Annotated in this window: 20 protein-coding genes; all 20 read right to left on the reverse strand. The window is 60.3% G+C overall.

Annotated elements, in window-relative coordinates; all coding sequences use genetic code 11:
* Positions 1-2 precede the first annotated feature (2 nt).
* Positions 3-1,238: a DNA circularization protein gene (locus U862_RS0113225; protein ID WP_025110840.1), complete on the reverse strand. Its 1,236-nt coding sequence runs from the start codon at positions 1,236-1,238 to the stop codon at positions 3-5.
* Positions 1,225-3,099, reverse strand: a complete 1,875-nt coding sequence (locus U862_RS0113230; protein WP_025110841.1) for a hypothetical protein — start codon at positions 3,097-3,099, stop codon at positions 1,225-1,227. The genes U862_RS0113225 and U862_RS0113230 overlap by 14 nt, the downstream gene beginning before the upstream one ends.
* 130 nt (positions 3,100-3,229) lie before the next feature.
* Positions 3,230-3,526: a phage tail assembly protein gene (locus U862_RS0113240; protein WP_003222226.1), complete on the reverse strand. Its 297-nt coding sequence runs from the start codon at positions 3,524-3,526 to the stop codon at positions 3,230-3,232.
* Positions 3,523-3,870 (reverse strand): phage tail tube protein, encoded by a 348-nt coding sequence (locus tag U862_RS0113245; protein ID WP_007964335.1) that lies wholly within the window; start codon positions 3,868-3,870, stop codon positions 3,523-3,525. The genes U862_RS0113240 and U862_RS0113245 overlap by 4 nt, the downstream gene beginning before the upstream one ends.
* A 67-nt stretch (positions 3,871-3,937) precedes the next feature.
* A complete protein-coding gene (locus U862_RS0113250) occupies positions 3,938-5,434 on the reverse strand; it encodes a phage tail sheath subtilisin-like domain-containing protein (protein WP_025110842.1) in 1,497 nt (498 codons plus the stop codon).
* Positions 5,434-5,616: a DUF2635 domain-containing protein gene (locus tag U862_RS0113255; RefSeq protein ID WP_025110843.1), complete on the reverse strand. Its 183-nt coding sequence runs from the start codon at positions 5,614-5,616 to the stop codon at positions 5,434-5,436. The genes U862_RS0113250 and U862_RS0113255 overlap by 1 nt, the downstream gene beginning before the upstream one ends.
* Complete coding sequence (locus U862_RS0113260; protein ID WP_025110844.1) at positions 5,613-6,197, reverse strand: hypothetical protein; 585 nt, start codon at positions 6,195-6,197, stop codon at positions 5,613-5,615. Before U862_RS0113260 ends, U862_RS0113255 begins: the two co-directional genes overlap by 4 nt.
* Positions 6,198-6,366: 169 nt before the next feature.
* A complete protein-coding gene (locus U862_RS0113265; RefSeq protein ID WP_025110845.1) occupies positions 6,367-7,395 on the reverse strand; it encodes a hypothetical protein in 1,029 nt (342 codons plus the stop codon).
* Positions 7,396-7,404: 9 nt separating this feature from the next.
* Positions 7,405-7,617, reverse strand: a complete 213-nt coding sequence (locus U862_RS0113270) for a tail protein X (protein ID WP_025110846.1) — start codon at positions 7,615-7,617, stop codon at positions 7,405-7,407.
* Positions 7,610-7,993 carry a phage tail protein gene (locus U862_RS0113275; protein WP_025110847.1) on the reverse strand — a complete coding sequence of 128 codons (384 nt, stop codon included), beginning with the start codon at positions 7,991-7,993 and terminating at the stop codon, positions 7,610-7,612. Before U862_RS0113275 ends, U862_RS0113270 begins: the two co-directional genes overlap by 8 nt.
* On the reverse strand, positions 7,990-10,416 hold the full coding sequence (locus U862_RS0113280; RefSeq protein WP_025110848.1) for a phage tail tape measure protein: 2,427 nt from the start codon (positions 10,414-10,416) through the stop codon (positions 7,990-7,992). The genes U862_RS0113275 and U862_RS0113280 overlap by 4 nt, the downstream gene beginning before the upstream one ends.
* Positions 10,417-10,544: 128 nt before the next feature.
* Positions 10,545-11,126, reverse strand: a complete 582-nt coding sequence (locus U862_RS0113285; RefSeq protein ID WP_025110849.1) for a phage tail assembly protein — start codon at positions 11,124-11,126, stop codon at positions 10,545-10,547.
* 154 nt (positions 11,127-11,280) lie between these two features.
* Complete coding sequence (locus U862_RS0113290) at positions 11,281-11,787, reverse strand: phage major tail tube protein (protein WP_025110850.1); 507 nt, start codon at positions 11,785-11,787, stop codon at positions 11,281-11,283.
* Complete coding sequence (locus U862_RS0113295) at positions 11,787-12,953, reverse strand: tail protein (RefSeq protein ID WP_025110851.1); 1,167 nt, start codon at positions 12,951-12,953, stop codon at positions 11,787-11,789. The genes U862_RS0113290 and U862_RS0113295 overlap by 1 nt, the downstream gene beginning before the upstream one ends.
* A gap of 2 nt (positions 12,954-12,955) precedes the next feature.
* Positions 12,956-13,141, reverse strand: coding sequence for a hypothetical protein (locus U862_RS0113300; RefSeq protein ID WP_025110852.1), 186 nt, complete (start codon positions 13,139-13,141; stop codon positions 12,956-12,958).
* A gap of 102 nt (positions 13,142-13,243) precedes the next feature.
* On the reverse strand, positions 13,244-13,792 hold the full coding sequence (locus U862_RS0113305; RefSeq protein WP_025110853.1) for a DUF4376 domain-containing protein: 549 nt from the start codon (positions 13,790-13,792) through the stop codon (positions 13,244-13,246).
* Between the two features lie 27 nt (positions 13,793-13,819).
* The gene (locus tag U862_RS0113310; RefSeq protein ID WP_025110854.1) at positions 13,820-16,339 is read right to left on the reverse strand and encodes a phage tail protein; all 2,520 of its coding nucleotides are present in this window, start codon (positions 16,337-16,339) and stop codon (positions 13,820-13,822) included.
* Positions 16,340-16,975, reverse strand: a complete 636-nt coding sequence (locus tag U862_RS0113315; protein WP_025110855.1) for a phage tail protein I — start codon at positions 16,973-16,975, stop codon at positions 16,340-16,342. It abuts the gene before it with no gap.
* The gene (locus U862_RS0113320) at positions 16,972-17,967 is read right to left on the reverse strand and encodes a baseplate J/gp47 family protein (protein ID WP_025110856.1); all 996 of its coding nucleotides are present in this window, start codon (positions 17,965-17,967) and stop codon (positions 16,972-16,974) included. The genes U862_RS0113315 and U862_RS0113320 overlap by 4 nt, the downstream gene beginning before the upstream one ends.
* Positions 17,964-18,296, reverse strand: a complete 333-nt coding sequence (locus U862_RS0113325; protein ID WP_025110857.1) for a phage baseplate protein — start codon at positions 18,294-18,296, stop codon at positions 17,964-17,966. The genes U862_RS0113320 and U862_RS0113325 overlap by 4 nt, the downstream gene beginning before the upstream one ends.
* Positions 18,297-18,310: the final 14 nt, after the last annotated feature.

The following is an 18,310-nucleotide window of genomic DNA, read 5'->3' on the forward strand; positions in this document are numbered from 1 at the left end:
GCTCACTCCCTGGACACTTTCACGTCGTTGGGGGAAAAGCCCGGATGGTTCATCGCGTTGCTCTGAGTCACTTGAGTCACCCGTGTGGCGTCGGCAAATTGCTTGTAGGCCACAACCAGCGCCGGCAGGCTTTCCTGGAACGATTTAGTGACCTGTCGCACACCGGATGACGCCACTGCCTTGAGATGCGCAAGCAGCGCTTCCTTCACATCGTTGATCGCCTGGTGGTGCTTGGGATCGGCCTTGTCCAGCATCGGATCAATAGCCACCCCGACCGCCTTCTGCAGCGCTTTCATTTCATCGGTCACCGGTACTTCCTGACGGGTCACGGGTTGATCCGCCTGATGAGCCACCGAAGGTGTCGACGACAGTTTCACCGCGGGGGTCGCCACCGGCATCGACGCCACCCATTGCGCCACTTTGACCAGCATCGTGTCCTGCACCAGATCGGCCATGGCTTGCGCCGCGGCGTTGGTGTCCTTGCCGGTGGTGATCTTCGGCGCATCAGCCTTGCGAATGGCTTCGAGTTGTTGGGACACGTCGGCAATCACGCCACGGTAGCCCTCCTTCGCGAACGCCTTGAGCTCCTTGATATCGCCGAGCAAGCCTTTGAACTCCGCCGCCACTTCCTTGGGCAATTCCTTGACGGCTTTGACCAGTTCGGTGATCTGCCGGTATTGCTCGATCAGCGGTTTGAGCTGCTCTTTGATCACCTCATAAACGCCAGTCAGGCTGTTGCGCAGATTGGCGATGCCGATCCGCGCAGCCTTGATCAGCGTCATCGCCTGTTCGAAGCGCGCCACCGCTGAACCCAGCAGCGTGTCAGCCTTGACCAGCAAGACTTTCTGCGTGCTGACGGTGGCAGTCGGGAACGGCAACGGCTGATCGGGATAAAACTTCAGACTGAACGTCACCAACCCGCCGTCCTGGCGGGTGTGGGTCATGTCGCACTCACCGACCTTGACTTGCAGGCGTCCCAGCCAAGGGTGCACCAACTCGCCACTGCCCTGCTCCAACGCCTTGAGCAGCTTGTCGCGCTGCTCCAGGCAATCGGCGCCGATGATGAAAGCCGTCAGGTCGTGGGTCTTGGCCTGCTGGCCGAGGTCCTCGAAATACGGCAGGTCACGTTGCGGATATTCGTGCAACTGACCTTTGCGACCGACCGGGGTTTTCGCCTGATCGATCCAGAAACCGACACCGCGAAACGATGCCGGCAACAAACGGTCACGCCAGTTCATTGGAACCTCCTGCCGACAGCGAGCGATAGCCGATGCGCGATGACAACGCCAGGCCCGGTTGATTGCTTTGCGGTTGATCGGTGCGCATCCCGGGCGGTGCATTGACGAAGCTCACCGTCAGGCCGCCTTCGAGTTGCGTACGATTGTTGGCGGCGCTTTGCTGGATCAGCGCGCTGGAGGTTTGCGGCAGCGTGCTGTGCAACGCTGCGCCGCCCGCAGGTGCCGTTGTGCTGGTGCCGGCAAGGGTCGCGAAGAAGCCTGTGAAGTTGCCGCCGAGCAGTTCTTTGACCTGCCCGAAGATGCCTTGCAACTTGGTCCACATGTCACTGAACCAGGTCAGCACCGGCTGCCATTTCTGCTGGATCGACTCCAGCGGTGACTGGCTGAACAGATCGCCAAACACGCCTTTTACCGTTTGTGCATCCGTGGTCAACGATGCCCACAAGCCGGAAAAGTATCCCGTTACGCCGTTCCAGGCCGCCGTTGCCGATTCCACCGGCAATACGTCGAACACGCTGCGCAGGTTGTCTTGCAGCGCTGCCATCGACGCCCGCAGGACATCCCCGAGTGCCGAGAAAACCCCGGCCACGGGTTGCCAGGTACTTTCAATCATCGCCACAGGCGATTGGGTGAAGATCGATTTGACCTGCTCCCACTGCGCCGCAGCCTTGCCGGCAACACCGCCCAGCAGATCGCTGAACACGTTGCTCACCGTGCCCCAGGCACCCGCGATCGCCTGCGTCGGCGACCAACTGAACTGCGCCTTGAGCGCGTCCAGCCCGGCAGACGCTTTGGCCTGTGCGCCAGCGAAGAAATCACTGACGACACTGCTGGCCTTCGCCAGCGCCTTGTTCCACACCTCACGCGGTGAGAAATCGAACTTCGCCTTGAGCTTGTCGATCCCCGCTTGCGCATCCGCCATGGTGCTGGCGAAGAAATCACTGACGACGCTGCTGGCCTTCGCCAGTGCCTTGTCCCACACCTCACTCGGTGAGAAATCAAACGTTGCCTTGAGCTTGGCGATACCCGCTTGCGCCTTCGCCACCAAGTCGTCGTAGTACTTGCCGATGCTATCGACTCCAGCATAAAAGTCCGCGCGGATCTCTCCCCACTTTTTGCTGATCCACGCGCCCATCGAGTCGATCGCCTGCCCGGTCTTCGCCACGCCGGCGTTGAACGCCGCCGCGACGTAGTCCCACATCCCGCCGAAGAACCCGGAAATCGACGCCCAGTTATTGGTGATCAACCGCGCACCGATCACGATGAGCGCAACGGCCCCGGCGATGGCGGCGGCAATCAGGCCAATGGGTGAAGTCAGAATCCCCAGCACAGCCACCAGCCCCATCGCCCCGACCGTCACCACCGTGAACGCCACCGCAGCGGCCGCCAGCCCTTCGACCAGGTAAGGATTGTTGGCCACGAACTGGCCAACCGACGTGATCACCGGCGTCAGCGCAGTGACGATACTGTTGACCGCCGGCAGCAGCGCTTGGCCGATATTCAGCGAGATCTTGTCCAGCGCTTCGTTGAATTTTGCCAGGTTGGCCGAGGTTTCCCCCTGCACCACCTTGGGCACTTTCAGGCCTTTAAGTGCCCTGGCTTTCTTCGCCAGCGCATCCTGCGCTTCGATGGCCTTTTTGATGCCGTCCTGAAACGGCTTGAGCAGACCACCTTCGGCAATGAAGCCGGCCACGTCCAGCGGCTCGAGGCCGCTGTCTTCCATGCTTTTCTTGAATGCTGCGACCTTGCCGCGCAGCCCCTTCATCTCGGTCTCCATCTTCTCGGTGCCCTTGAGCACCACGAGCATGTTGACCGTGACGGGAAAGTTCTGCGGGATCAGGCTCAAATTTGTATTCGCCATCACTGCACCTGCTGCATCGCATTGATCCGTTGCGCGTGCTCCAGCGATTCGCGGAGCACATCCAGTGGCCTGGCCATCATCTGTTCGGGGTCAACCTTCCAGAACCAGGCCAGGTCATAGGCGACTGCGATCAGGTCGGTGATGGCTCCGACGCCGCACTCATGAAAAAACTCGCAACGGCCCAGCTCAGCGCATTGAGGTCAGCCAGATCGAGCTGGTTGACCGACGACGGCGGAATGCCGGCACACACGGCGATGTATTTGGCCGCCACGTCCATGTCGAGGCTGACTTCTTCGCTCTTGTCGATCTTGTACGGCAGCGCCTTGATCGCTCGCACCTCCTGCACCGTCGGACGGCGCAGGACGAGTTCGGTCAAAGGCTCGCCGTGAGCTTCGATCGCAACCTGAAGCTTCACGGCGCCGCTCATTGCCAAGTCCCCTTGATGCCTTCGAACTTCAGTTCGATGGTGGCGTCATCGCCCTTGGAAACCGGCTCTTCGACCAGATAGGCACCGGCCAGCACGTAGACTTTGCCGTTGCTGAATTCGCAGGTGACGGTGATGTCGGTGCCTTCGATCAGCTTCTTCAACGGAAAGTCGGCGGTGTGCAGCGCGGTCACTTTGAACGACGGCGCGACGTCGGTTTCCTTGTAGAAACCCGGTACGACGGTTTCGCGTTTGACGGCCATCAGCGGGGCTTCGCAGCCGCCGTTGATAGTCAGTTGTGCACCGTCCACTTTGACGTAGCAGGTGCCTGCAATCACTTGACCCATGGTGTTACTCCCTTCAAATAAAAAGCCCACGCGAGGTGGGCTGAATGCTTACGGTCAAACGCGGCGATCAGGCCGCGTCGTCGTATTGCAGACGGAATTGGTTGAGCAGTGCGAACACGCGCAGACCGTTGATGTAATCCGGCGGGAACAGCACGTTCACGCGGCTTGGGTCCTGCACGTCGCGCTCGACGATCAGGTGCTCGGCGAACAGCTCGGCGTTCTCCACGTGGCCTTCCAGTTCCAGCTTGGCGTACTGCGCGATCAACTCGCCGCGAATGGTCGCCGGGGTGACGATCGGCTGGCCGGCGCCGAAACGGGTGCCGTCGGAGGCCAGTTTGTGCCGACCGTACTTGCTGGTGATCACGCTTTGCAGGCGGCGCACGATGAACGCCGACTGGTGCATGGTTTCGCTGTCCAGGTAGGAGTTGTCGGCCTGACCGTAAGCGTTCTTCTGGTAGGTGGTGATCGAACGCTGGATGCGCACGTAACCGCCTTCGTAGTAGGCGGTGGCGATGCCGTAGTTGAGCAGCGACTGACGCTCGGTCAGGGTGAAACGCTCACTCGCCGGTGCAGGGTCAACGCCCGGCAGGCTGCCGCTTTGGGTCGGACGGCTGGCATCGGCGGAGATGAACACCGCGGTGCGCGCAGCCAGTGCTGCCGCTTGTACCCAGAATGGTTGCGGTACGCCCGGCTCCAGCGCCTGAATGGTCATGTGCTGGTCGTTGCGCGCCTGGCCTGCGGCGACCAGCGTGCCGACGGTGCCGCGCTTGGCGCTGTAGACGTGGCCGAACAGTTGCTTGGCCCACGACCAGCGACCGGTGCTGTCATCCATGACCGCTTGCCAGGTGTTGAGGGTCGACAGATCCGACCATGGCAGTGCGATGAACTCGAACGGCTCGTCGCCCAGTGCGGCAACCGCCGCCACCTGGTCCGGCACACCGGCGCCGCCGGTCATGACGGTGATGGCGGTGGTCAGGCCGGCCGGGGTTTCTTCGCCGTTGCTCTTGCCCAGGCGATTGAACTGCAGGCTGATGTCGTTACCGCTGTCGCCGGTCCATTTGGCATTCAAGGTGACCACACCTTCGGCAGCGGCAGCGCTCACCGGCAGATCGGCCGTGGCGTTGATCTTCTGCGCCAGTGCAGTGGCCGCTTGCGCTGCGGTGGCACCGTTGACCACGGTGGCCTGCACACGCACACCACCGACGTACAGGTTGAGCACGCCCGCCTGGGTTGCGGTGCCGGTCAGGGTCAGCACGCCTTTGGCGATCGCGCCTTCAGCGTTGTGCAGCGGCAGGCACCAGATCTCACCGATCGGGTCGGCCTTGCGGAAGGTCTCGTACATCGAGGCGAGCATCGAGCCCTGACCACCGATGCTTTTGGCCAGCGCAACGCTGGAGACCAACACCAGTTTGCCGACTTCGGTCGGCGCGATGTTGTCGTTGACCTGAGCGACGATCAAACGACGCAGGGTCGAGCTCGCGCTATTGGCGGCCGAGTTGTCCATTTCGGCATAGAACAGCGGTACACGAATGTCCGCGGGGATGTTGCTGAATCCGATCGCCATTATTTGGCTCCCTGTGGTTTAGCCGCTTTTGCGGTTTTGAGTGTGATATCGCCGTCGGCCAGACGCCGGCGCCACCAGGCGCTGTCCAGCACTTCACGGCCTTCGAGGGGCAGCAGATCGCCCGCCTCCGGGTCAGGCACGGCACGGCCAGTGGCCGGCAGTACGGTGATGCGATTGCTCATGGGGTTACGTCTCCAGAGAAAGTCAGTTCCACGCGCCCGTCAGGGCCCGGGTGTTTCAGATTGGGGTCGGCCGGGTCGATCGCATCGACCCGCACGGTGACCCCGGTAAAGGACGACAAACCGTCCAGTTCACGTTCGTGCCAACTCTCCGCAGGCTGACTCGGCAGATTGCGGCCGAGCTGGAACTCGGCAAAAAAGCGCAGCCGGTAGAAGGCGCGGCTGCTGTTGATCGAGACCATCTCGCCGCCGTCATAAACGATGGCGCTGTAGTCGGTGCCCGGCTTGAACCCCACCAGCGCGCGCCACAATTCGGCGCGCAGGTCGTGCAACAGATCCAGCGCTTTTGTGCCGTCGCTGGCGTCAAGTGCGAGGACGATTTCGAAGCGGTCGCGGATCGGTTGCGAGGTGAGGTTTTGCGCGGTGCCGTTACTGGCCGGATCGGCCAGTGGCAGGACATGGGCCGAAGGTGTCGGCAGATCGGCGTTGCCTTGCAGCAAAGCCAGATCGACACCCACCGCAATGTGATTGGCAAGGCCAGGGCATTGCGCACGCAGTTGCGTGAGGATCGGGGTGATCTTCATGGTGGTGTTCCAGAGTTGAGTGAAATTGAGGAAAACACCGCAGATCCACTGTGGGAGCGGGCTTGCTCGCGAAGGCGCTGTATCAGTCGCCATCAATGTTGAATGTGCCGGCACTTTCGCGAGCAAGCCCGCTGCCACAGGGATTTGTGTCGCTCTGAGAAAGAGGGAATCAGTCCCCGGCTTCAGCCTTGGGGTCGAGGCACGATGCATCGATCACACAGCGATAGCTGTTCTCGCGATTGCCACTGGCCGTGACCTTGTCGATCGACCAGCGTCCGCGCATGAAGTCCGGCCAGGTCTCATCGAGCCGCACCAGGCCTTCGGCCGACAGTCGCGGATCGCCGGGACAGGTGATCTTCACCTTGTACTTCTGGCGCAGCATCTTGCGCACTTCGCCCTCGCCGACGGCGATGGCATCGGCTTCGTTGGGTTGCTTCTGGCGCAGGGTCTTGAACGGCGCAAGCCCCGTTTCGATCCAGCGCAACACACCCGCGGCGCCATCCCAGAAACAGGTCTTGCAACCCTTGGTCTGCTCGCGGGCAGACTCCTCCAGCGTGGCGCTGATGAACGCGTGATCGCCGGGGCGATTGTTACTGGTCACCGATAACGTCACGTCCGCCAGCACCTGGCCCGACAACGACTTGGTCTGGCCGGGACGGGCCAGCACGTACACGTTGTCATAGGGTTTGGTCACCGCGTTGTACTTTTTCGCCAGGCGCGTCAGAAAGCTCATGTCAGTTTCGTTGGACTGGTCGATGTGCTCGATCCTGATCATCGCCACCTCGGGAGCGACGCGCGGTGAGAAGCCATGGAGCGATACCACTTCGTGAAACAGCGCACCCAATGTGGTCGGGCCATGACTGGCGGTGCGGCGTTGCCTGAAGCCCGTCTCATCATCCTTGCTGAACGGCGCCGCAGTGGCCACCAGGGTCAGGCGGAACGGGAACAGCGTCGGCGTCAGGCGCGTCACTTTGAACTGGCCCTTGTCGACCAGTCCCGATTCCAGATAACCGATCTCCAGGCCGATTTTCCCGCCCAGGTTCGGCAGCCCCTCGAGGCCTTCGAGATCAATCGTCAAGGTCAACTGATCGGACTCGAAACCGGCAGCATCGATGTGCTCCCAACTGATCAGGCGTTGATTGAGCAGGGCCGAATGGGCCCCGTAGATTCTTATCGCCGGGGTAAAACCCAGTGCCATGCGCCCTCCTTAATCCCAGGCCGTCAGCGGCTTGATCGTGGCCGGTTTCAAATCGAGTTCCGGCAGTACGACCCAGACCCCGGCGGGCAGCACCGGCCCCTGTTCGGCGAGGGTCGGGTTGAGTTTCCACAGCGCCTCTTCGGCGGCGTCATCACTGCGCCCCGTTTCGCGGTAGAGCAGCAGATTCACCGAATCGCCAGCCACGCTTCGTACCTTACGCATTGTTGAACTCCGTTAATCCGACCACCCACTTGATCACCATCGCGGTGCCGTCATCGATGACCTCACTCTGGTTTTCGTCGATGCTGTTGATCCGCCACAGGCCCCAGTTGCGCCCGATGCCGTCAATCAACGGCAGCGGCACCCGCAGTGCCTGAAGTGCGCGTAACTCATCGAGTCGATCCATGGCCACGGCATACATCGAGGTGCCGCTGATGGTCAGCGTTTCCGCTTTTTGCCCGGTCTGACTGGACTTGGGTTTGCTGGTCAGGATCTGTATGTCGGTCCAGCCCCCGTCGGACTTTCGCGCCAGCGTGCTGTACGCGAAGTTGCGCGAGAGGCCGAAGATGAAACTGCCCAGTGCCATTTGCTGTTTCATGTGGCGACTCCATCGGTCAGGGCTGCGTCACGGCGGGTGGCGAGGGGGTTGGTCGGCATGATCTGGGCCAATTGCCCCATCGTCGTCTGCACCACCAGATTGGCCAGCGCCTGGGCGCTGGTCTGGTCCTGACCATTGATGTGAATGGTGGAGTTGAACGTGACAGGCTGACCGGCATTTTCGACTGCAGGTGCCGCCGGGATTGCAGAGGTTGCAGAGGTTGCGATCAGTTCTTTACTGACCTGTGCAGGAGAGCCAAGGCGATCGACTTGATTGCCTAATTTGTCGCCCAGCGATTCACCAATGGCTCCCCCTGCCATGCTTCCGAGCCACCCACCAATCGCCGTGCCCACACCCGGCAGAATCAGCGTGCCGAGCGCGGCGCCGACAGCGGCTCCCGCTGAAGACCCGGCCAGCGAGGCGCCGGATGACACCACTGAGCGGGTGTCTCCGTGCATGACGCCATTGACCAACTCATAACCCGCGCTGAGCAGACGCAGCGGCGGCGCTTTTTTGGCAAGCAATGCGCCAGCCTTGGCGTAGGTACCGGACAACGGTGCCGCACGCATCGGACTGGCGCCCGATGAGCCGGCGAACGCCGTCATGCTCGCGGGCCATTCCCCACCGCCAAGTAATGGCTGCTCCACGACGTCGGAGCTGGGCGCAACAAAGTCTCTGGGATCTCTCAGCGGTTTGCCGCCAACTTTGCTTTTTTTTCTGTAGCGAGGCCGGTTTTTTGCCTGACGGGGCCGCAACGAGCCCCCCTTGGGTTTATCCTTTCCGGATCCACCCGAGTTGTGGTCGGTGGGCGTCGTTGATTCTTTGGCGCTGGCTTCCTTCTCTTCGGGGCGCTCAACTTTGGCTATCCAGTCGCCATAGGGCAATCTGGAAGCAGCGCTCTGTAATAGCTTGTCGGTGAAACGGTCGAAGACCTTTCCAAGCACCACCGCCAAAATCGCCGTAAGCCCAACCGCAGCAACCCCCAAACCGGTGGCAATTTTCGGATTCGCCTCGGCTTTTTCCGCCATCCAGTTCACACCCGTGGTGATCGAATCCACTCGTTGCGCATCCGGCGCTGCCGCTGTCAGCAATCGATTGATACTCGCGTCGAGTGCGTTCCAGCTTTGTTGCGGGCTGCCCCCCGCCGGATCAGCGATCCTTTGCACCGCACCTTTGTATTGCGGCTCCAGACTCTGACTCGGCCCCGCAAGTGGGACCGGCAAGAATGGTGTCTCGGCAGGTTTTGCCATCAATCGATGCAAGCCGTCGCCACCGTTGGACAACCTCTTCAGCAGCTCGGTCTGTGGATCGAGCGGTTTTTTCGCTGTCAGCAGAGCAAAGGTCTTTTCGACGTCTTGCGGTTTTTCCAACAGTTTGCTGACGCCCTGGTCACCGCTGAACAACGTCTTGATAAGCGCAGATTGCTGGCTCGCCGGCTGTTTCTTCAGCGCCTCGAGGGCGACGGAGATCGTTTTCGGTACGTCATCTGTGAGTTGGTCTGGCTGAAGTCCAAGTGTTGCCCAGGCCGTACGTTCGGCAGCTGAGCCTTTGGCACCTTTGACCAGCGCCGCACTGATGCTCTTCACCGAGGCAGCAGCGCCAGACTTGTCCACATCGGCGTTGAGCAAAGCAGCCGCCAAGGCGGCGAGTTGCTCGGGGGCAATACCCGCCGCTACCCCTGCCTCGCCGGAATTTTGTACCACTGAGCCGATGTCGGCTGCCGTCGCTTTAAGCGAATTTTTCTCAAGGTGAACGCTGGCATCGGCCAGACCCTGACTTTGCGTCCGATCGAGCTTGAGCGAGGTTCGCCAGACGGCCAGCATTTCTCCAGCCGCTTTCAGTTCAATGCCAAACGCCGTCGCATTCGCTGCGGCATCACCGCCGAAATCCAGCAGTTCTTTTTCCTTGGCATCCCCAGTGAGATTGGCACCCACACCGGACCTGCTCGCTGCGTGTTCGACTTCGGCCAGATTCACCGCAGTCGCACCACTGCCGGCCACCGCCGGATCACTGGCCATTTTCAGGTTGGCAATCGCCATGCTGCTGAGATCGCTGTCCATCCCCGGCAGTCGTTTCAGCTTGTCCATTGCAGTCGTGAGTGCAATGGAGGGCTGCATGGATGCCGGGGGTGGACGCTGCTCGATCTCCGCCGTCAGTTTTGACTTCGGTGCACTCGCGGTCGCGGGTGCTGCTGCACTGATCTTCGACAGCGATTGCAGCGCGGCCATGACTTCACGGAGCTTGATTTGCTCCTTGATTAGCAACCGGATGTCCTGGCTTGCGGTCACGATCACCAACTTCAGATCCGCCAGCGGTTTGGCGAGCGCATCGGTGACTGACCGCTCATTTGCCAGGCCAGTGTCGCTGAACCCGACGCTGCCATTGATGGTGGCCAGCATTGGCGAATACTTTGTGTCTGCCATGCCGCTCTACTCCTGTTTCACGCCAAGGCGAGTGATCGCTATGTCGTAGCGGCGCAACGCCTTTTCGGCGTCCCATTCCAGAATCTCCGCCTCACTTACCGGGTAAATGAGCGGGACGATATCGAGGATTACTTCGATGTCGCGTTCCGAAAGTAGGCCGCCGGCTGGTTTAAAAAATCGTCGATGCGCACCTGCAATTGGGTCCAGTCAGGGACGCTGAGCTGGGCCAGATCGGGGATCATCAGACCGGTGCAATGGGCGGTGATGAACTCGGCGCGTTCCTTGGCCGTTTTCAGTTTCTTCATCACTTTGGTGGCGCGCAGTGCGGGCATTTCCAGCGACAGCGAGGTCACCGTGCGGCCGGTCACGGCGAGCGGTTGCAGCAGTTGTACTTCGTCGGGATCGGCGGATTTTTCCGCGTCCTCGACCTGCTCCAGAAAGTACGCCGCCGGACGGGTCGACATCTCGTGAACGTACTGGGCGATGCTCACGTAGTCCGGGCGTTTGAGCTGGTCGAGTTCCTTGATCGACAGGCCGGTGGCGAGCAGCGCCAGTTCGAAGAACTGATCGTCTTCATCATCGCCAGCGCGTTCCAGCGCTTCTTTCTGTGCGGCGTAGAACAATGGCTTGAGCTGGATCTGCTCGATCTGCGCGCCGTCGTCGCCGGTGATCGGCGACAGCAGGTCATGCTTGGGTGGCATCCACGACATGAAAGGAATTCCTTTGTGATTCTTGAAGGGGTGTTGCAGTCCCTTGTAGGAGTGAGCCTGCTCGCGATAGCGGTCTTGCAGTCACATCGATGTTGAATGTGCTGGCGTCATCGCGAGCAGGCTCGCTCCTACAGAGGTTGTGCGGTGTAACGGGTTACGGCATCAGCACCGCACGACGCGCATCACCGAGGATGTCGACACCGTTGAGCACGAACTTCTGGGTGCGCACGTCGATGTCGATCACCGGAATGCCGTTTTCCAGGCGGTTGTAGGTGCGGCAGGAGAACTCAAGCGTCGTCAGGGCTTTGCCACCCATTTTGATTGCATCTTCAGCCATGGATTTGAGCTTGCCGCCGATGGTGTGATAGGTGAACCAGGTGTTGCCGTCCTGATCCTGACCGGCTTCACGCACGTTCAGCAGGATGTCGTCCCCCAGTTTCACGCCCATCGCCAGCAGCACTTCAGCGCCAGTGCCTTGCAGCTTGAGCGTGGCATTCAGTGCCTTGGCGCTCTTGGCCATTTCCTCAACGATGAAGCGTCCACCTGTCATGTTCTCCATCTCGAAGTCGATCTTCGGTGGAGTGAACTCTTCCACGGTCGCCGACAACGGCAGGCCTTGCAGGGTGGCCGCGATGGCCTGTCTTACGCGGTTGGTAAACATTAGAGAACGTCCTCCAGGAACTGCTCGATGATTTCATCGCGGGCGTTGAGTTGATAAACCATGTGTTCGTTCGGCGCGTAGCGGCCGTAGTCGATGACCACGTACCAGGTGCCGTTCTTGTACTTCTCGACGCTGTTGAGTTCCGGGTGCAGGTACACGCTGCCGCCAGGAATGGTTTCGTCGGCGACCAGGGTCTGCAGCCAGTCGTTGATGCGCTTGACCTCCTGATCCATGAACGACTTGGTCAGGTTCTTGGCCATGGCTTTCTGGCCGGCCTTGACCAGCTTGCGGCTGATGGCGTCTTCGAGGCCGACGTAGCTGATGAACTTGCCGGTGATCGAACGGTTACCCAGCAGCGAGAAGCCGCCCAGCACGGTGCGAGCGTAGTAGCTGACCCCGTAGCGGTTGAGCAGATCGCCTTCGGTGGAGGTGTCGAGAATGTTGTACTCAACCACCCGCGACACGTCTTCGGCGTAAGTCACCTGGTTGCCCGGGCTCTCCCACTGCTTGACCTTGGCCAGCGCGGCAATTGCCAGGCTGGACGGCGACAGGAAGACGTTTTTCTTCGCCGCTTTCGAGTACACGGCCGGCATGTTGTGCACCACCAGGCAACGGTCGAAACCCAGATCGGCGCCGCCCAGTTCCTGGCTGTAAGCCACTTGGTCAGCGACCGAAGCGTCCTTGCCGTCCAGTACCACACGGGCCTTGATGCGCTTGCCGAACGAGGCGAACTCGCTGGCCACCGCTTTGGTGCCGGTGAAACCCGGCGCGCCGATAATGGTCAGGTCTTCCGGGACACTGCCCAGCGCAGCCAGACCGAGCTTGCGGCCGGTGGTTGGATCAACGCCGCCGATCACCGCGTTAACGGTGTCAGCCGGGGTCGCGCCCGCTTCGACGATCACCACGTACACCGGCACCTTGACCACTTTGAGGATCTGGTAGACGGCGTGATACAGCGTGCCCTCTTCAGCGCCGGTCGGATCGAGCAGCGCGTGAGTGGTGAAGCTGTTGATGCGAAACGGGGCGTTACGCGGAATCAGCGGATCGGCTTTCGGCGCGGTGCCGACCAGACCGATGACGTTGTCACCCAGGCCACCCATGGCCTCGGGGGATTCGGTGGCATTGACGGTAATGCCGTTGTGCTCGAAGTTCAGAACCTCAGCCATGGTTAGTCAGCCTTCTTGGCAGTGGCCTTTTTGGCCTGGGTGGAGGGTGTTTTCAGTTCAAGTCGACCGGCGCTGTGCAGCGCACTGGCTTCGACGTCGAGCAGATCAAGGTCTTGACCGACGCTCGACCAGTGCCCACCGCCGGTGGGGAATGGAACGAGCACGGTGTAGGTTTGGCGGGTTGCCATTTTTCGTTTCTCCATAAACGGGAAAGCCCCTCGTGGGGAGGGGCTTTGGCGGGTGTTGAATACTTTTAAGCGGACAAGAAAACGCCCCGGGGTGCGGGGCGTTTATTGAAGTGCTGGATTGGGTTGGACTGGAGAGGAATCAGGCCAGCCTTCTGTGAGCATTTCGCTGCTATAGGTACCGTTTTCCAATGCCTGGAGCAGAACATGTTCACGATCGAAGCACGCCTGTATATGCACACGGACAGCTTTGGCGATTGCCAGGATCTGTTCTGAGCCGATCTCGACGAAACCTCTCAACGTTTTGAAATTACAGCGATACTCGGGATCAAGCATGACTGATAGTGCCGTGCTGGCAATCAGCGCCTGGCTGTCACGGGTTGTCTCAATGTACAAGCCGTCGACACAAATGCCGGAAACCTCATGGGCGAAACGTTCAACAGCGAACAATGCTGGGTAATCCGTTTCAACTTGAAAGAGTCGTGTCTTGACGACCTTACCGTCAACCAGCATCCAGATGCCGTCATTTTCAGTCCTGGTTGCCATATACAATTCTTCGCTAAGTTCTATCGCCGCTTCGGGAATAGCAGAATGAATCGTGGAGTCATATCGTCCGTTCAGCTCTCCGGCGTCATTGAATGTTGCGTATTTCATAGATAGCTCTTCGTAAACTTCTTTAAGTTAACGGCTAATTGCCAGGTAGATAAATTGCACCGATGTATCGGTTAAATTACGGATCGTAACATTCGCTTTATTCACCGACCGAATCTGAGCTACACAGTTTGTACCGACGGCGCTATCTGCGGCTGAGTTGGAATATGAAGTAAATACGGCTGGATTGGATGCAGTAAAAGCCACGGGAAAAACCTGTACATAATTGGCTCCCGAAGCAATGACGTTCGTAATTCCCCACTGAATTATCAAGCCGCCAAGCCAGCTTGGGAAAACCACGTAGTTCCCTGCAAGATCACCTGCAATGTTGACGGAAAAGCCCCAACGCAACTTCTTCGGTGTGATGATGGTCGTGTCATCCGCGCCAGCATCCGCTTGCAACTGAGTGGCAACTTTCGCAGTCCCTTGATTAAGCTCAGTTGCTTGCTTCGCCAGAGCAGACACCGCAGCAAGATCAATACTTCCCTCATTGACAGGTGCGTTCCAGGCCTTGATGCACCACATGACGGCGAGGTTACGCGGACGAGTTTCTGTCGCATTACCGAAGTTGTAGGTTCTCACGCTACCTATAGACAACTCGGCATTGTCGCCCCCGAATGTAGATCGTAGAGCCCAATCTGCTGCCGTGTCCTTCAGCACAACGGATGGAGTTTCTCCATTTGGATCGACGGCCTGCCCACCTCCCGAGCCTGTTGGAAGGTAATGACTATGTGCCTTGAGCGTGTCCGCCTGATAGCTTCCGGCAGCTCGCCCGGCATCCACGCCGCGTCCATGATCCCAGCCACGCAGGAACTCGCCGCGCGACTCCGGCAAGCGGAAGTTACCCGCCCCCTCATTCCCCTTGTTGTAAGTGGTACCGAGAAATGCAGCCAGATCCGGATAAGTCGCAATGTTCTGAACACTGCCATCCAGCTCCAGATAACCCGGCGCAACAATCCCCGTCGGGAATGCCAGAACTGCACCCACTGGAACGGCAGATTTGAGCCGTTCGACTTCCTTGGCCAGTGCGGCTACATCGATGGTCCCCTGATTGACCGGGGCGTTCCAGGCTTTGATGCACCACATGACGGCGATGTTGCGGGGGCGGGTTTCGCCGTTACCCAGCGAAATGGCTGGACCTGTCTTCAGCCAACTGTCCTCACCGGAGGGGTAGTAAGTTGTATTGGTGCTTACAGAGTTTGTTCCAGCAATACCGATAGCTTCCGCACCGTAAGGCCAACTTCCTGCGCCTGCGCCTATGCCACGCGCACTCTGAATCGACGCAACTGCCGCCGTATCATTCACGCCCGTTACATGCGTGTGCCCCTCTGCCTGCATGGACTGCAGACTACCGAGGCCACGCCCGGCATCTACTCCACGGCCATGATCCCAACCGCGCAAGAACTCCCCACGCGCTTCCGGCAAACGGAAATTCCCGACACCCTCATCACCCTTGTTGAACTTGCCGCCCAGATAAGCGCTCAGGTCCGGGTAAGTCGCACTGCTCTTGACGCTATTATCCAGCTCAAGAAAACCCGGCGGCGGTGCATCCACCGGGAACGCAACAATCGATCCCACCGGCAACGCCGATGCCTTGGCAATCAGCGCTTCGACTTCAGCCTTGGTGTACGAATCCTTGATCCCGAAACCAGCCAAGGTTTCAGGATTCGCGCCAGCAGTCGCCCGACCATATTCGTCAACGGTCAGACTCTTGTAAGTCCCGGCAGCAATCCCGGTGCGCCCGGCCAACATCTTGAAAGTCAGTGCGCTGGTGCCGAGGGTGATCGGCGCGTTGGTCGTCAGGTGCCACAGCGAATCGCCGTTGGCCGTGCCCTCCTCCACCATGACCGTCAGGCCCGGCGTGACCTTGGCGCTGCTGTTGGCATCGGTTGCCCGTACCCAGTCGCCATTGGCGACGATCCACAGGCCGTTGTCCTTGGCCAGGGTCTGGTTCGCCAACAGTACACGGTCGCCGGCAATCACGGCCACGCCGTCGATTTGCTGCGCACCGCTCAACACGATGTTGGTGGATGCTGCGACGCGTACCGATTGCTTGCCATCGAGTTTGCCGAGTTCTTCGGCGAGATAACTCATGACCCAGGCACGCGTGGCCTTGACCACGGTGTCATCGATCAGCAGCGTTACCAGCGACGCATTGCTGGTCTCGAAAATCGAGCGAATGTAGAACTCTTTGCCCGAACCCGAGGTGGCCAGAACCGGTTTGAACGACTCCGGGTATTTGACGATGGCGTAGAGAATTCCGGTGTCAGTCCACAGCCCTGCTTCACGCACGTACCAACCGCCAACATCAGGCGGAATGGTCACTTCGGCAAGCAGCCAGCTCGGGTTTTTCTCGTCCTGGAACAGCGCGTTGAGCGGCCCGCGCCAGACTTCGCGCTTCAGCGCCGTGGCAGTCGCGGCCGGGTTGTAGACCGAGCCGCCGCCATCGCCGACGGAAATCTGCGTCAACTTGATCGGCACGCCCGCGGCCTTGCACGCCGTTTCGTAGGCAATCCCTGCGTTGGTGAGCAGGGTGTAATAGTCAGCCATTCAGGCCCCCTGAGGATAAATTGTGGATGTTTCGACGGTGTACAAAGCTGCGGCCATGAACGCCTCGCCAGAGGTCTCAAGCCCTTCGATGAACACCGGATAGATCGTCGTCAGCTCACCGCAAAAGGTCGCGGCGGCGATGGAGTGACTGCCGAACGCGCTCAAGCCAACCGTTACCGAAAGAATGTCCCGCTCGCTCTTGGCATCCGCCAAACGGCGGTCGAGTCGGGCGTCGATTTCTTCGCTATAGGGTTGGTCGCTGAAGGCGCGTACGGTGAAGCTGTAAGGCGCGCCGGGCGGTGTCTGCTCGTACCAGGCGCGGACTTCCGGGCGCAGTTGCAAACCCTTGGCCGCGTTTTCCAGCGCCTTGCGAGTACCGGCCTGGCGCGCAGTGGGCCAGGCCAGTTCGACGGTCAGGCGTTTTTCCGTTTCCGGTGCAGCAGAACTCCATTCGGCGACGCCGCGATCCGCCGCCAGATACGGCAGGAATGCCACCGGCGTTTCGCTCGGATTCATCAGCTCGGGGAACGGCGGCGCAATGCGGTCAAGCAGCGCGCCCAAACCCAGATCCAGTCCACGTTCGAGTGCCGAGCTGTTGGCCGGCAACAAGGTCGGGCGTTGCGTCGGCTCACTCATAGCGTCAGCACCTCAACCTCGACCGCCGTGCAATAAGGAGCCTGAAAGGCGCTGGTGATGATCGGTTCCAGCGGTTCGAGAATCTGCAGTTGCACAGCGCCAGCGCTGTGCAGCGTGTAGTCGATCCAGCTCGGATCGACCCGACCTTCGAGGCGATGACAACTGTCGGCGTAGGATTGCAATTGCTGCTGTGCGGCGACTTTGGTCAGGCCTGAATCCGGGCCGGAATTGATCTTCGCCAGCACGCGAATCCTGTAGCGCTGAATGTCGGCAGCCTTGACCGTGACGAGGTCGGTTTCCGGTCGAACATCGGGCCGGGCGAAGTGCTGACGCACGCCTTCCAGCAACGCTGCAGACGGGGTGCCATCGCCGTCTCGCGAGAGCACGGTGACCTGCACTTCACCCGGCGCGGTACGGCGACCGTTGCCGTCCTTGACCTGTGCAGCGAGGCCGTCCGGGTTGAAGGTGTAGGTGACATTCACCACACCGGCATCGGTGGATTCGACCTTCACCGTTGGCCGTTCGCCAAGGGTGAACACCTCGCGGCGATACTGCATCCGCGAACCCGCAGCCGGCGCATGCGGCGCCAGGTAATAACGCAACCGCGCATCGTCGTCGCTTTCATGAGTCGGCGGTACCGGCGGGAATGCAGCCGGGTCGCCCGGGTCGAGCAACTGCCGCTCCAGGCCCATGTCCGCCAACCGTGCATCGAGGTTGCTGCCGGTAGCCCACCACGCCAGCATCTGCTTGATACGGGCGTTGTATTTGCGTTCGTGGGTTTGCAGACGCACGCAGAAGGCTTCGAGCGCCAGGGTCAGCAGTTCGCTTTCGTTGTCCAGGCTGGTCTTGAGTTTCGCCGCGCTGTCGGGCGCTCGGGCGCCGACGTATTCGACGACGAAGGTCTTGAACTCGGCGAGCAGGTCTTCGAAGGCGTCGACGGTGATCAGCGCCGGTTCGGCCAACTGGTTCTGGCCGGGGATCAACATGCTCATGTCACTACCTCAAAAGTCTGTTGACGGTTTTTCCAGGTACCGGCGAAACGCAGCAGCAGACCGGCGCCCTGGCGGCTGGCGACGATCACACTCGGCTGAAAATCGCTGATCCCGTTCTGCGTGTTATAGAACGCCTGAGCCGCGTGGCTCTGGGCCAGCAGCAGAACGTCATCACCAAGGTTCTGCCCCAGCAGCATGGGGATCAGCGAGCCATAAAGGGGCCTTTTTTGCCGGGTGCCCAGCGGCGTGGTCAGGGCCCGGGTCGCGCGCTGCACAAATTGCAGCCAGTCGTCGACCGTGGCCCCGCTGTCTCTATCGATTCCGATCATGGGAAGCTCTTGAT

This window comes from Pseudomonas sp. H1h (assembly GCF_000633255.1).
GTDB lineage: Bacteria > Pseudomonadota > Gammaproteobacteria > Pseudomonadales > Pseudomonadaceae > Aquipseudomonas.

What these genes read in the sequence shown, in the direction of transcription:
- U862_RS0113225 (WP_025110840.1), bottom strand. Translation starts at nt 1,238, where the DNA reads ATGAACTGGCGTGACCGTTTGTTGCCGGCATCGTTTCGCGGTGTCGGT.
- U862_RS0113230 (WP_025110841.1), bottom strand. Translation starts at nt 3,099, where the DNA reads ATGGCGAATACAAATTTGAGCCTGATCCCGCAGAACTTTCCCGTCACG.
- U862_RS0113240 (WP_003222226.1), bottom strand. Translation starts at nt 3,526, where the DNA reads ATGAGCGGCGCCGTGAAGCTTCAGGTTGCGATCGAAGCTCACGGCGAG.
- U862_RS0113245 (WP_007964335.1), bottom strand. Translation starts at nt 3,870, where the DNA reads ATGGGTCAAGTGATTGCAGGCACCTGCTACGTCAAAGTGGACGGTGCA.
- U862_RS0113250 (WP_025110842.1), bottom strand. Translation starts at nt 5,434, where the DNA reads ATGGCGATCGGATTCAGCAACATCCCCGCGGACATTCGTGTACCGCTG.
- U862_RS0113255 (WP_025110843.1), bottom strand. Translation starts at nt 5,616, where the DNA reads ATGAGCAATCGCATCACCGTACTGCCGGCCACTGGCCGTGCCGTGCCT.
- U862_RS0113260 (WP_025110844.1), bottom strand. Translation starts at nt 6,197, where the DNA reads ATGAAGATCACCCCGATCCTCACGCAACTGCGTGCGCAATGCCCTGGC.
- U862_RS0113265 (WP_025110845.1), bottom strand. Translation starts at nt 7,395, where the DNA reads ATGGCACTGGGTTTTACCCCGGCGATAAGAATCTACGGGGCCCATTCG.
- U862_RS0113270 (WP_025110846.1), bottom strand. Translation starts at nt 7,617, where the DNA reads ATGCGTAAGGTACGAAGCGTGGCTGGCGATTCGGTGAATCTGCTGCTC.
- U862_RS0113275 (WP_025110847.1), bottom strand. Translation starts at nt 7,993, where the DNA reads ATGAAACAGCAAATGGCACTGGGCAGTTTCATCTTCGGCCTCTCGCGC.
- U862_RS0113280 (WP_025110848.1), bottom strand. Translation starts at nt 10,416, where the DNA reads ATGGCAGACACAAAGTATTCGCCAATGCTGGCCACCATCAATGGCAGC.
- U862_RS0113285 (WP_025110849.1), bottom strand. Translation starts at nt 11,126, where the DNA reads ATGTCGTGGATGCCACCCAAGCATGACCTGCTGTCGCCGATCACCGGC.
- U862_RS0113290 (WP_025110850.1), bottom strand. Translation starts at nt 11,787, where the DNA reads ATGTTTACCAACCGCGTAAGACAGGCCATCGCGGCCACCCTGCAAGGC.
- U862_RS0113295 (WP_025110851.1), bottom strand. Translation starts at nt 12,953, where the DNA reads ATGGCTGAGGTTCTGAACTTCGAGCACAACGGCATTACCGTCAATGCC.
- U862_RS0113300 (WP_025110852.1), bottom strand. Translation starts at nt 13,141, where the DNA reads ATGGCAACCCGCCAAACCTACACCGTGCTCGTTCCATTCCCCACCGGC.
- U862_RS0113305 (WP_025110853.1), bottom strand. Translation starts at nt 13,792, where the DNA reads ATGAAATACGCAACATTCAATGACGCCGGAGAGCTGAACGGACGATAT.
- U862_RS0113310 (WP_025110854.1), bottom strand. Translation starts at nt 16,339, where the DNA reads ATGGCTGACTATTACACCCTGCTCACCAACGCAGGGATTGCCTACGAA.
- U862_RS0113315 (WP_025110855.1), bottom strand. Translation starts at nt 16,975, where the DNA reads ATGAGTGAGCCGACGCAACGCCCGACCTTGTTGCCGGCCAACAGCTCG.
- U862_RS0113320 (WP_025110856.1), bottom strand. Translation starts at nt 17,967, where the DNA reads ATGAGCATGTTGATCCCCGGCCAGAACCAGTTGGCCGAACCGGCGCTG.
- U862_RS0113325 (WP_025110857.1), bottom strand. Translation starts at nt 18,296, where the DNA reads ATGATCGGAATCGATAGAGACAGCGGGGCCACGGTCGACGACTGGCTG.